Origin of the sequence: Streptomyces sp. NPDC008086 (assembly GCF_042957325.1) — a bacterium.
GTDB lineage: Bacteria > Actinomycetota > Actinomycetes > Streptomycetales > Streptomycetaceae > Streptomyces.
The window spans coordinates 143401-156480 of the sequence record NZ_JBIBIA010000015.1 but is presented as its reverse complement, the minus strand read 5'-3'; the positions used below and the strand labels follow the sequence as shown (position 1 = coordinate 156480).

Here is a 13080-nt window from a genome sequence, read left to right as displayed (position 1 = left end):
TCCACTCCGAGAAGTACCAGCTACGCCCCCGCGACTGGGCCGCCGCCGAACGCGAGGGCCGCACCATCACCCCCCTGATCACCCAGCTCAACGCCATCCGGAGGAGCCACCCCGCCCTCCACCGGCTCAGGAACCTCCGCTTCCACCACACCGACAACGACGCGCTCCTCGCGTACAGCAAACGCACGGGTCCGGACGCGGTTCTGGTGGTCGCCAACCTCGATCCTCACCACACCCAGGAGGCCACCGTCTCGTTGGACATGCCGCAACTCGGCCTGGACTGGGACGCCTCCCTGTCCGTGCACGACGAACTGACGGGTGAGACCTACCGCTGGGGCCGGACCAACTATGTGCGCCTCGAGCCCGGCAGGGCCCCCGCGCACGTGCTCCACGTCCAGGCATCGCCGCCGCAGATCGGAGGGTCCCCCGCGTCATGACCGTCAACGAGCCCGTGCTGGACACCTTCGAGGACACGCCTGCCAAGGACCGTGACCCCGACTGGTTCAAGCGCGCCGTCTTCTACGAGGTCCTGGTCCGCTCCTTCCAGGACAGCAACGGCGACGGTGTCGGCGACCTCAAGGGGCTGACCTCCAAACTCGACTACCTGCAATGGCTCGGCGTCGACTGCCTGTGGCTGCCGCCCTTCTTCAAATCGCCCCTGCGTGACGGTGGCTACGACGTCTCCGACTACACCGCGGTCCTTCCTGAATTCGGTGATCTCGCCGACTTCGTGGAATTCGTCGACTCGGCCCACCAGCGCGGTATGCGGGTCATCATCGACTTCGTCATGAACCACACCAGCGACCAGCACCCGTGGTTCCAGGAATCGCGCAAGGACCCCGACGGGCCTTACGGCGACTACTACATGTGGGCCGACGACGACAAGCAGTACGCCGACGCCCGCATCATCTTCGTCGACACCGAGGCCTCCAACTGGACGCACGACCCGGTCCGGGGCCAGTACTTCTTCCACCGCTTCTTCTCCCACCAGCCGGACCTGAACTACGAGAACCCGGCCGTCCAGGAGGAGATCCTGGCCGCTCTCCGTTTCTGGCTGGACCTGGGAATCGACGGGTTCCGGCTGGACGCGGTGCCCTATCTGTACGCGGAGGAGGACACGAACTGCGAGAACCTTCCCGCCACCCATGAATTCCTCAAGCGTGTCCGCCGTGAGATCGACGCGATGTATCCGGACACCGTGCTGCTGGCCGAAGCGAACCAGTGGCCGGAGGACGTCGTCGACTATTTCGGTGATTACCAGAACGGTGGCGACGAGTGCCACATGGCCTTCCACTTCCCGGTCATGCCGCGCATCTTCATGGCCGTGCGAAGGGAGTCGAGGTACCCGGTATCGGAAATCCTCGCCAAGACCCCGGCCATTCCGTCCGGCTGCCAGTGGGGCATCTTCCTGCGCAACCACGACGAGCTGACCCTCGAAATGGTCACCGACGAAGAGCGCGACTACATGTGGGCGGAGTACGCCAAGGACCCCCGGATGCGGGCCAACATCGGCATCCGCAGGCGGCTCGCCCCGCTCCTCGACAACGACCGGCACTCGATCGAGCTGTTCACCGCCCTGCTGCTCGCCCTGCCGGGCAGCCCGATCCTCTACTACGGCGACGAGATCGGCATGGGCGACAACATCTGGCTCGGCGACCGCGACGCCGTCCGCACGCCCATGCAGTGGACCCCGGACCGCAACGCCGGCTTCTCGTCCTGCGACCCCGGGCGGCTCTGTCTCCCCACGATCATGGACCCGGTCTACGGCTACCAGGTGACGAACGTCGAGGCATCCATGGCCTCCCCGTCGTCGCTGCTGCACTGGACGCGCCGGATGATCGAGATCCGCAAGCAGAACCCGGCCTTCGGGCTCGGCTCCTACACGGAACTCCAGTCCTCCAACCCCGCGGTACTCGCGTTCCTCCGCGAATACGAGGACGACCTGGTGCTGTGCGTGAACAACTTCGCGCGCTTCGCACAGCCCACGGAACTCGACCTGCGTGAGTTCAGCGGACGTCATCCGGTGGAGCTGTTCGGCGGGGTCCGTTTCCCGGCGATCGGCGAGCTGCCGTATCTGCTGACCCTCGGGGGCCACGGCTTCTACTGGTTCCGGCTCTCCCGAGTCGCATCCCGCATCGGTCGACGGCTCTGAGCGTGTGCTCCGAGTCCGTGCCGAGGAAAGGACGGGTCACCATGCAGAAGACCGCATCTCCCCGATCGGGCCGTACGGTCGACGCGAGCCCCATGGCCTCGCTCGCCGGACTGCTGCGCGAATGGCTGCCACGGCAGCGCTGGTTCGCGGGCAAGGACCGGCCCGTCACGGACCTCGCGCTGCTGTCGATGACAGAGCTGTTCCCGGGCTGTCTGCATCTGCTGGTGCACGCCGGTCACTCGGCGGTGCCCGCGCCCGGCGGCGCTCCCCCGGCCGGCGACTGCTACCAGCTGCTGCTCGGCGTACGCCAGCATCTGTCGCCGCGGCTCGGCCGGGCGCTCATCGGGCGTGCGGAGGAGGGCCCGCTGGCCGGGCTCACGGTCTTCGACGCGTTGCAGGACCCCCGTTCGGCCCAGCTGCTGCTGGAGCGGCTGCGGCATCCCGGCACATCGGGCCCGCTGTGCTTCGAGGCCGACCCGTCCGTGTCCGTGCCCGCCGGTCTGGTGCCCCGGGTGCTGGACGCCGAGCAGTCGAACTCGTCGCTGGTGTACGGCGATACGTTCATCCTCAAGCTGTTCCGGCGCATCCAGCCCGGCGTCAACCCCGACCTGGAGCTGTCCGGCGCGCTGGCCGGGCAGGGCTGTGGCCGGGTTCCGGCCCCGGTGGCCTGGTTCCGGACGACGTACCCCTGGGAGGCGACGCTCGGCGTGCTGCAGCCGTTCCTGCGGGACGCCTCCGACGGCTGGACGCTGGCGCTGGAGGCGCTGGCCTCGGGCGGCGACTTCACGGCCGAGGCCCGTCAGCTGGGCCGGGCCACGGCGGAGGTGCATATGGCGCTGGCGGCGGCCTTCCCGTCCCTGGCACTGGGCGAGAACGACCGGATGGCGGCGGCGATGACCGAACGCCTGGAGCTCGCCGCGCACTTCGTCCCCGCGCTCCAGCCCTATGTCCCCGGTCTGCGCACCGCGTTTGGTGCCCTGGCCGGCTGCGATCCCGGGCCGCCCGCACAGCGGATCCACGGTGACCTGCACCTGGGTCAGGTGCTGCGGGCGGGCCGGGAGTGGTTCGTCATCGACTTCGAGGGGGAGCCGTCCCGCCCGCTCGCCGAGCGGCGCGGCGTCCACTCGCCGGTGCGGGACATCGCCGGCATGCTGCGCTCCTTCGACTACGCGGCTCGGCAGCGCCGGCCGTGGCGACCGGAGTGGGCGCGCCGCTGCCGGGAGGCGTACTGCGCGGGCTACGCCGGCCTCGCCGGATGGGACCCGCGCAAGAAGCACGGCTTGCTGCGTGCGTATGAGACCGACCGCGCCGTGTACGAGGTCCTGTACGAGGCCCGGCACCGACCCGACTGGTTGCCCGTACCGATGGCGGCGATCGAACGCCTCGCCGTGAGAGGAGCCTGACCCATGGCCCTGCACGAGACCTCGCGCCCCGAATCGGCCGGACCGGACCGGCGCGCCGCCGCGCCCGACCTGGACCCCGCCGACCGTGAGCGCCTGCTGTCGGGCGCGCACCACGATCCGCACGCGCTGCTCGGGGCCCATCCGGTCCCGGGCGGGATCGCCTTCCGGGCGTTGCGTCCGTTCGCGCGTGCGGTGAGCGTCGTGGTCGACGGCGAGCGCACGGGGCTGGTCTCGGAGGGCGGCGGGCTGTTCTCCGGTGTGCTGCCACTGGACGCGGTGCCGGGGTACACGCTGCTGGTGTCGTACGCCGAGGACGGGTCCGACGAGCACGAGGTCCACGATCCGTACCGTTTCCTGCCGGCCCTCGGCGAGCTCGACCTGCACCTGATCCGCGAGGGCCGGCACGAGGAGCTGTGGAAGGCGCTCGGCGCCGAGCCGATGACCCATCAGGGGGTGAGCGGCACCCGGTTCACCGTGTGGGCGCCGAACGCCCGGGGGGTCCGGGTCGCCGGGGACTTCACCTGCTGGGACGGTACGGCGTTCCCGATGCGCTCCCTCGGGGCGTCCGGGGTGTGGGAGCTGTTCCTGCCGGGGATCGGCGAGGGCACGCGGTACAAGTTCGAGATCACGTCCCGGTACGGCGGCCGGTTCCTCAAAGCCGACCCGATGGCCCGCCGTGCGGAGGTGCCGCCGGACACGGCGTCGATCGTGCACGCCTCGCACTACGAGTGGGGCGACGAGCACTGGATGGCGCACCGTGGTGACGTCCCGGTGCACCAGGCCCCGTTCTCGGTCTACGAGGTGCACCTGCCGTCCTGGCGGCCGGGACTGACGTACCGGGAGCTGGCCGAGGAGCTGCCCGCGTATGTCGAGGAGCTCGGCTTCACCCATGTCGAGTTCATGCCGGTCGCCCAGCATCCCTTCGCCGGGTCGTGGGGCTACCAGGTCACCGGCTTCTACGCGCCGGCCTCCCGGCTAGGTACGCCGGACGACTTCAAGTACCTGGTGGACGCCCTGCACCAGGCGGGCATCGGGGTCATCGTGGACTGGGTGCCGGCCCACTTCCCGAAGGACGACTGGGCGCTGAGCCGGTTCGACGGGGACCCGCTGTACGAACCCGGGGACGCGCGGCGGGCCGAGCACCCGGACTGGGGGACGTTCGAGTTCGACTACGGCCGTACCGAGGTGCGCAACTTCCTGGTCGCCAACGCCACGTACTGGTGCGAGGAGTTCCACATCGACGGGCTGCGGGTGGACGCCGTCGCCTCGATGCTCTATCTCGACTACTCGCGGGAGTCCGGGCAGTGGACGCCGAACGCCTACGGCGGGCGCGAGGACCTGGACGCGATGGCGTTCCTCCAGGAGATGAACGCGACCGTGTACCGGCGCAACCCGGGCGTGGTCACGATCGCGGAGGAGTCGACCGCCTGGGGCGGGGTGACCCGGCCGACCGACAGCGGCGGCCTCGGCTTCGGGCTGAAGTGGAACATGGGCTGGATGCACGACTCGCTCCAGTACATCGCCAAGGAGCCGGTGCACCGCAAGTACCACCACAATGAGATGACCTTCTCGATGGTGTACGCCTACAGCGAGAACTACGTGCTCCCGATCTCCCACGACGAGGTCGTGCACGGCAAGCAGGCGCTGGTCTCCAAGATGCCCGGCGACTGGTGGCAGCGGCGCGCCAACCACCGCGCCTACCTGGGCTTCATGTGGGCCCATCCGGGCAAGCAGCTCCTGTTCATGGGGCAGGAGTTCGCGCAGGGCGCGGAGTGGTCGGAGGCGCACGGTCCCGAGTGGTGGCTGCTGGATCCCGGGTACGCGTCCGCGGGTGACCACCGGGGCGTGCGGGACCTGGTCCGGGACCTCAACACGCTGTACCGGGCGACCCCGGCGCTGTGGGAGCGGGACACCGACCCGTCCGGATTCCAGTGGGTGGTCGGGGACGCCGCGGACGACAACGTGTTCGCGTTCCTCCGCTTCGGGTCGGACGGTGACATCCTGCTCGCCGTCTCCAACTTCTCCCCCGTCGTCCGGCACGACTACCGGCTGTGGGTGCCGGACCGCGTCGACGCCTGGCACGAGACCCTCAACACCGATGCCGCGCACTACGGCGGGAGCGACGTCACCAACCCGGGACCGCTCAAGCCGGAGGACGGGCACATTCGGCTGACGTTGCCTCCGCTCGCCACGGTGTGGCTGTCGCCCTGATCGAGGGGAGATCACCGAACGAGGTCAATTGTCAGTTCTCGACACCACGCGCTCTCAGCTGGGCTAGATTCGGGCACCGCCGATAACAGTACTCATCGGTGATGTCACACCCGGTACACAACAGGAGCAGCGCATGCGCGACCTCGGCCTCGCTCCCCCCACCGTCACGTCCCTGACCGGCGGGCTCGCCGACAGCGTCTTCGAGACGGCGGCCCTCGATCCCACCTTGCCGTTGCTCGCGCGCCGCCCGGACCCCTCCTCGCCCACCTGGGAGGAGGTGACGGCCGTAGAGGTGCGCGACGAAGTGACCGATCTGGCCAAGGGTTTGATCGCTTCCGGAATCTCACCGGGCCATCGCGTGGCCATCATGGCGCGTACGCGGTACGAGTGGACGGTGCTCAGCCACGCGCTGTGGGCGGTGGGCGCCGAGGTGGTCCCGATCTATCCGACGTCGTCGCGCGACCAGGTCGAGTGGATCCTGCGGCACTCCGGCTGTGTGGCCGTGGTGGTCGAGGACGAGCAGGCGGTCATGACGGTCGGGTCGGTGTGCGGGGCACTGCCGCAGCTGCGCCACGTCTGGCAGCTGGACGCCGGTGCGCTGCGGCAGCTGGTGGAGCGGGGCGAGTTCGTGCCGCTCGCGACGGTGGAGTCGATGCGCCGGATCGTGCTGCCGGACTCCACCGCGGTCGTCGCCTACACCTCCGGTACGACGGGCCGGCCCGTGGGCTGCGCGCTCAGCCACCGCAACCTGGCGAGCACCTGCGACACCCTGCTCGCGGGCTGGGGACACAAGGTGGTGCCGCCTGGCGGGCAGGCGTCCGTGCTCGCCTTCCTGCCGTTCTCCCACGTGTACGGCCTGCTGGTGCAGACCCTGTGCATCCGCGGCGGCATGATGATGGGCCACGAGCCCGAACTGCACGAGGAGGCGCTGTCGGCGGCGCTGCGTTCGTTCAGGCCGACGTATTTCTGCGGGGTCCCGTCGATCTTCGAGAAGATCTACAAGAACTTCCTGCGTGTGGCGCAACAGGCGGGCCGGGGCGCGCTGTTCGAGCGGGCCGCCGACACCGCACGGGACTTCGCGGCGGCCCTGGAACGGCAACGGCTGGGCGGCGGACCGGGGCCCGGTTTCGATCTGCGGCTGCAGCACGCCCTGTACGAGCGGATGGTGTACCGCAAGCTGCGTGCCGCGCTGGGCGGCCGGGTGCTGCTGGCGACCTCGGGCGGCTCGTCCCTGAACCGTGAGATCTCCTTGTTCTACGAGGGCATCGGCATCTATGTGAACGACGGCTACGGCCTCACCGAGACCAGTGGCGGGATCACCGCGCAGCCGCTGGGCCGGGAGATGTCGGGGACGGTCGGGCAGGCGTTGCCGGGCACGGACATCCGGGTGGCCGACGACGGGGAGATCCTGGTGCGCGGGCCGTCGGTGTTCCAGGGCTACGTCCATGACGAGGCCGCGACGCGGGCAGCGTTGCGTGGCGGCTGGCTGGCCACCGGGGACCTGGGGCGGCTGGACTCCGACGGCTATCTGACGATCACCGGCCGCAAGAAGGACGTCATCGTCACGAGCAGCGGCAAGAGCGTCTCCCCGGCGCTCCTGGAGCAGCGCCTGAGGATGCATCCGCTGGTCCACCAGGCGGTGGTGGTCGGTGACAACCGGCCCTGCGTCGGGGCCCTGATCACGCTGGACCCGGACTTCCTGGCGTACTGGCGGGATTCCCTCGCGGTGCGCAGCGACGCCCGCGTGAAGGAGGCGCGGGAGGAGAACGCGCTGCGGGAGGAGCTCTCGCGGGCGGTGGCCGCCGCCAACAGCGCGGTGTCGCGCTCGGAGTCCATCCGGGTGTTCCGGGTGCTGCCCGCGCCGTTCGACGTGGCCAGCGGCCTGCTGACACCGTCGATGAAGCTGCGCCGGGACGCGATCGTGCGACACTACGCGCTCCAGATCGACGCGATGTACCAGGCGCGCTCGCGTGCGCCCCGGGAGCACATGGCGGACGAGCTGGCGCACTGGGACGACGCGGACAACGTCTTCGGCTGAGCGCGCCACGGCTCGACCTGCCGGCCGTACTGCCCCTGCCCGCCGCCCGCGCCTACTCGCCCGTGGTCAGCCGTACGACATTGGACTGCTCGCCGAGGACGAAGGCGCGGACGCGGTAGGTGGCGTCGCGTTCGCCGGGCAGGGGGACGAGGTCGGTGGTCTCGGTGTCCGGAGGGACGACGGCGACGGGGTCGTAGCGGTGACTGTCCTTCTTGCGGATCTCCAGGAGGAAGCCGTCCTCGTCCGGGGAGTCGTCGGTCCAGGTGAAGCGGAGGGCGTCCGCGAGGTCGGTGCGGACGGGCCGGACCGTGGGACCGCGGTAGGACCTCAGCCGGTAGTGGAAGGTGGTGTGCGGCAGGAGGTCGGGGTGGCGGTAGCTCGTCACCTCGGGCGCGAGGTACCGCAGGACCGTGTAGGGGCCGCTCTCCTCGGTCGCGAACTCCAGGACGTGGCCGGCGATTCCGGGTCGGGTGTCCTGCCAGCGCAGGTCGATGTCGGTGGGTGTCGTGAGGACACCGCGCAGTGGCCGCTCCGGGTCGGCGGCGTCGGCCGAGCAGGCCGGCAGCGCCAGGATCAGCGCTGCCGACGCCGCGACGGGTACCTTTCCTCGCATACGGCGGCCGCTACTTGCGCCAGAAGCGGACGTTGCTCCACTCCACGGTGGCCTGTCCGCTGCCGCTGTTGGTGCGGTAGGCGCCGAACTTGTCGTAGAAGCTGCCGCCGGGGCTCGCGTAGCTGTGCTTGAGCGAGCCGTTGATGTAGGTGCGGTGCTCGGAGCCGACCTGGTGGACGGTGTTGACGCGGACGGTCGCGCCGACGGTCCCGGCGTTCGAGAGCGTGGTGCCGCCGTGCACCGCGTAGAGCCGACCGCCGCGTTCGACGGCGAGCATGAAGTAGGGGCCGGAGCCGGACTCGTGGAACGTCTGCTTGAGGCTGATCCGGGTGCCGCTGAGGCTGGTGATGCGGAAGTAGCCTTCGAACTGACGGGTTCCTCCGGTGTAGGTGGCGTAGCGTCGTTCAGCCCGTTGGTCGCCGCTGGCGGTGGAGCAGGTGAGGCGGAACGTCAGGCCGTCGACCTGGCCGCAGCCGCGCTCCTGCACGGTGAAGGTCGGTGACACCGACTGCCAGCCGCCGGGCTCGACTTCGGCGAAGGCGTCCGGGGCGGCGAGCAGGGACGTGGCGCACAGCGCCGTGGTGACGGTGAGGGTACGCAGGCGTATGGGCATGCTGCCTCCGGTCGGGTGTGGGGGGTGGGCCGCACTTCACACATCTTGGTCACGTACATGAACTGCGGCTCCTGACTTGGACAAGCGAAGGGGAGGCTAGGTCCGGACCAATCAGCCGTCAAGAGATCGCGCGTACACGTCTTTCACCACCGAACCGGTGTGCCCCCGCGCCGACTGGGGCAAGGTGGCTGTCGACGAGTTCATCTGCCTGCCGCGCCCGGCTGGCGGAACGGCCGGTGGCGCGGTGGGATCGAGGCGTGCGACGCCGCGATCCGGGGGCAGGCGAACGAGGTCAGGCACCCCGCCTGGAGCCGCAGAAGGGATGATCACCGTGACACGACCCAGGATCCTGGTGGTTGGCGCAGGCTTCGCCGGAGTCGGATGCGTTCGCCGGCTGGAACGCAAACTCTCCCCCGACGAGGCCGAGATCACCTTGGTGACGCCGTCCTCCTACCAGCTCTACCTCCCCCTGCTGCCCCAGGTCGCCTCCGGCGTCCTGACGCCCCAGTCGATCGCCGTGTCCCTGCGCCGCAGCCGCCGCTACCGCACCCGGATCATCCCGGGCGGCGCCATCGGCGTGGACCTCGCGTCCAAGGTCTGCGTCATCCGCACGATCACCGACGTGACCGTCAACGAGCCGTACGACTACATCGTGCTGGCTCCCGGCAGCATCACCCGCACCTTCGACATTCCCGGGCTCACCGACAACGCGTACGGCATGAAGACCCTGGCGGAGGCCGCGTACATCCGCGACCACGTCATCTCCCAACTGGACCTCGCCGACGCCAGCCAGGACCCGGCCGAGCGCGCGGCCCGGCTGCAGTTCGTGGTGGTCGGCGGCGGCTACGCGGGCACCGAGACCGCCGCCTGTCTGCAACAGCTGACCCACAACGCGGTCAAGCGCTATCCGCGGCTCGACCCGAAGCTGATCAAGTGGCATCTGATCGACATCGCGCCGAGGCTGATGCCCGAGCTCGGCGAGAAGCTGGGCAGCGCGGCCCAGGAGATCCTGCGCAAGCGCGGCGTCGAGATCTCCCTGGGCGTGTCCATCGCCAAGGCGGGCCCCGAGGAGGTCACCTTCACCGACGGCCGGGTGATCCCGACGCGCACGCTGATCTGGACCGCCGGTGTCGTCGCCAGCCCGCTGATCGGCACGCTGGGCGCCGAGACGGTGCGGGGCCGCCTCGCGGTGAACGCCGAGATGAATCTGCCGGGCCACGACGGCGTGTTCGCGCTCGGCGACGCGGCCGCCGTACCCGACGTGGCCAAGGGCGAGGAGGGCGCCGTCTGCCCGCCCACCGCCCAGCACGCCATGCGCCAGGGCAAGGTCGTCGCCGACAACGTCATCGCGGCCCTGCGCGGGCAGCCGCTGCGGCCGTACGAGCACAAGGACCTCGGTCTGGTCGTCGACCTCGGCGGCCGGGACGCCGTCTCCAAGCCGCTCGGCATCGAGCTGAAGGGCCTGCCCGCGATGGCCGTCGCCCGCGGCTACCACTGGTCGGCGCTGCGCACCAACGTCGCCAAGACGCGCGTCATGACGAACTGGCTGCTCAACGCCGTCGCCGGGGACGATTTCGTACGCACCGGGTTCCAGTCCCGCAGCCCGGCCAAGCTGAAGGACTTCGAGTTCGTCCACGCGTATCTGACGCCGGAGCAGCTGCGGGCGCGCCTCGACGGGACGGACGGGGACGACGCGATCGAAGGGACGGCTGACTGACGTGAGGGCCGCGCCGCGAGCCGCCGCTCGCGGCGGGGACGGGGAGAGAGCGGGAGAGAGTACGGCGACGTGAGGGCAGCGGGAGGGCCGGTCCGGGCACGACTGCGGGACCGTTTCGCGGCGTCCGACCCCGGGCTGCTGCGGCTGACCGCCGGGTTGCGTACGGCGGGCGCGATCGCCCTCGCGGTGGCCGCGCTCGCCCTGCTCGGCACCGATGTGCCGCACCTGGTCGCCGGGGCCCTGGCGGCGATGGTGGCCACCTTCGCGATCCGGGAGAAGCAGCGCGGGCAGCAGGCGGTCACGCTCGCCCTGGGCCTGCCGGTGGCGCTGGCGTCCATGACGCTCGCGGCGGCTCTGCACGGCGACGTCGTGGCCGGGGACGTGTGCTTCGTCCTGCTCATCTTCTGTGCCGTCTACGGCCGCAGGTTCGGCGACCGCGGCACCGCGCTCGGTCTGATCGGCTTCCAGATCTACTTCGTGTCCCTGTTCGTCGGCGCCACGGTCTCCGGCCTGCCCGAGCTGTACGGTGCGGTCGCCCTGGCCTTCGGGTGCAGCGCGCTGGTGCGGTTCGCTCTCGTCCCCGAGACACCGACGGGAGTGCTGGAGCGGCTGCGCGAGGCTTTCCGCGCCCGGCTGGCCCAGCTGCTGTCGGCACAGCTCGAACTGCTCGGCGCCGGCCCGGAGGAGGCGGACCGGGCGCTGGAGCGGGTGCCTGAGGGCACGGCGCGTCTGCACGAGACGGCCCTGCTGATCCAGGGCCGGCTGGCGGAGGGGACGACGGACGAGGCCGTGGCGCGGCTGGTGCAGCGGCGGGTCGCGGACGCCGAGATCGCGGCCGAGCGCCTGGGGCTGTCGCTGCTCGCGGCGCGCGGCGCCGAGCGGGCGGACACCCTGGCCCTGCATCTGCCGGGCGCGCCGATCCCGTCGGGCGGGCGGCAGCCGGTCCGCGAGGAGGCGACGGTCACGCTGCGCCGGGACCTGGAGGCCCTGCGTCTGCTCGTCCTGCATCCCGTCGGCGAGACCTCCGGAACCGCTCTGTCCCACGTCCGCAACCGGCTCCTCGGCTACCGCGACGAGGAGAGCCTGCCCGACGCCTCACCCGCCGTGCAGGACGCCTTCCGGGCCGTCGGCGAGACCGCCCGCGCGGTCCTCGGGCTGCGGATCGCCCTCGGCGGACCCCAGGACGAGTCCGACGACAGCCCGGCCACGGCGCGCTCGCGTGAGGAGCTCGACGCGGAGGACGCCGTGCTGGACGCCGACGAGGAAGCGCCCTCGGAAGAGGCGTCGGGGCTGCGCCGGCCCACCACGCGTGCCGCCGTGCAGGTGGCCGTCGGGTCGACACTGGCGATGGTCGGCGGCGAGCTGCTGTCCCGCGACCGCTGGTACTGGGCGGTGCTGACCTGCTGGATCGTGTTCCTCAACACCGCGTCCACGGGCGAGATCCTGGTCAAGGGCTACCGCCGGCTGCTCGGCACCGTACTGGGCGTGCTGGCCGGCATCGTGCTGGCGGGCGCGGTCGGGCAGCACACCTGGACGGCGTTCGCGCTGGTGCTGCTGTTCGTGTTCGCGATGTTCTACTCGGCCCCGCTGTCCTACACGCTGTCCTCCTTCTTCGTCACCGCCGCCCTGGGCCTGCTCTACACGCTGCTGCACACCTACAGCCTCTCGGTACTGGTGCTGCGCATCGAGGAGACGGCGCTGGGCGCGGCCTGCGGGGTGATCGCGGCCGCGCTGGTGCTGCCGGTGCGGACGGACCGCCGTACGAACGAGCTGCTGGCCACCGTGCTGGAGCGGCTCGGCGAGGTCACCCGCAGCGCCGTCGAGCAGCTCAGCGGCGGGCCGCCCGTCGAGCTGCTCGACCAGGCGCGGGACCTGGACCAGGCGCTGGCCGACCTGCGGGCCGCGACCAAGCCGCTCACCCATCCGGTGACGCCGCTGCGGGCCCGGCGGGAGACCGCGCGCCATGTCGTCGCGCTGCTGGAGACGTGCGCCTATCACGCGCGTTCCCTGGCCGCGACCGCCGAGCTGCTGCCCACCCACCCCTCGATCGCGGCCGATCCCCGGCTGCGCCGGGCCGCGGGGCGTATCGCGCACAACATCGAGACGATCACCCAGCACGTCACCGACGAACACGCCACGGCCGGGATCGAGACCGGCCCGAGCATCGCCTCGCTCCTGGGCCGCAGCGCCCCCGGCGCACCCCGCTACGGCCGGGTCACCGACCGCGTCCTGCGGCATCTGCAACGCCTCGACGAGGGCGTGGCCGGTCTGGCCCGCCCCCTGGGCGTGCCCGTGAAGGCGTCGGACGACGGCGTGTGAAGGCATCGGCGCAA

General features: G+C 70.8%; 9 protein-coding genes. 7 read left to right on the top strand and 2 right to left on the bottom strand.

The features are described 5' to 3' along the window. From ACFZBP_RS38775 to ACFZBP_RS38755, 5 genes are all read left to right on the top strand, one after another. Positions 1 to 437: DUF3459 domain-containing protein (locus ACFZBP_RS38775; protein WP_391420640.1), on the top strand; the 437-nt coding region annotated here is incomplete at its 5' end. After that, positions 434 to 2152 (top strand): maltose alpha-D-glucosyltransferase, encoded by a 1719-nt coding sequence (treS, locus tag ACFZBP_RS38770; RefSeq protein ID WP_391420638.1) that lies wholly within the window; start codon positions 434 to 436, stop codon positions 2150 to 2152. The genes ACFZBP_RS38775 and treS, both read left to right, overlap by 4 nt. A gap of 41 nt (positions 2153 to 2193) precedes the next feature. Then, positions 2194 to 3555: a maltokinase gene (locus tag ACFZBP_RS38765; protein ID WP_391420636.1), complete on the top strand. Its 1362-nt coding sequence runs from the start codon at positions 2194 to 2196 to the stop codon at positions 3553 to 3555. A gap of 3 nt (positions 3556 to 3558) precedes the next feature. Next, a complete protein-coding gene (glgB, locus tag ACFZBP_RS38760) occupies positions 3559 to 5766 on the top strand; it encodes a 1,4-alpha-glucan branching enzyme (RefSeq protein ID WP_391420633.1) in 2208 nt (735 codons plus the stop codon). A 133-nt stretch (positions 5767 to 5899) separates the two neighbouring features. Beyond that, positions 5900 to 7804 carry an AMP-binding protein gene (locus ACFZBP_RS38755; protein WP_391420631.1) on the top strand — a complete coding sequence of 635 codons (1905 nt, stop codon included), beginning with the start codon at positions 5900 to 5902 and terminating at the stop codon, positions 7802 to 7804. A 52-nt stretch (positions 7805 to 7856) separates the two neighbouring features. Here the strand turns inward: ACFZBP_RS38755 and ACFZBP_RS38750 are convergent, their stop codons facing one another. Both ACFZBP_RS38750 and ACFZBP_RS38745 read right to left on the bottom strand, forming a co-directional pair. Further along, positions 7857 to 8417 carry a hypothetical protein gene (locus ACFZBP_RS38750; protein WP_391420629.1) on the bottom strand — a complete coding sequence of 187 codons (561 nt, stop codon included), beginning with the start codon at positions 8415 to 8417 and terminating at the stop codon, positions 7857 to 7859. 10 nt (positions 8418 to 8427) lie between these two features. Next, complete coding sequence (locus ACFZBP_RS38745; protein ID WP_391420627.1) at positions 8428 to 9030, bottom strand: hypothetical protein; 603 nt, start codon at positions 9028 to 9030, stop codon at positions 8428 to 8430. A gap of 322 nt (positions 9031 to 9352) precedes the next feature. Here ACFZBP_RS38745 and ACFZBP_RS38740 point away from each other — a divergent pair, with 322 nt between their 5' ends. Together ACFZBP_RS38740 and ACFZBP_RS38735 are read left to right on the top strand one after the other, a co-directional pair. Then, positions 9353 to 10747, top strand: a complete 1395-nt coding sequence (locus ACFZBP_RS38740) for an FAD-dependent oxidoreductase (RefSeq protein WP_391420625.1) — start codon at positions 9353 to 9355, stop codon at positions 10745 to 10747. A gap of 69 nt (positions 10748 to 10816) precedes the next feature. Then, a complete protein-coding gene (locus ACFZBP_RS38735) occupies positions 10817 to 13066 on the top strand; it encodes an FUSC family protein (protein ID WP_391420623.1) in 2250 nt (749 codons plus the stop codon). Positions 13067 to 13080: the final 14 nt, after the last annotated feature.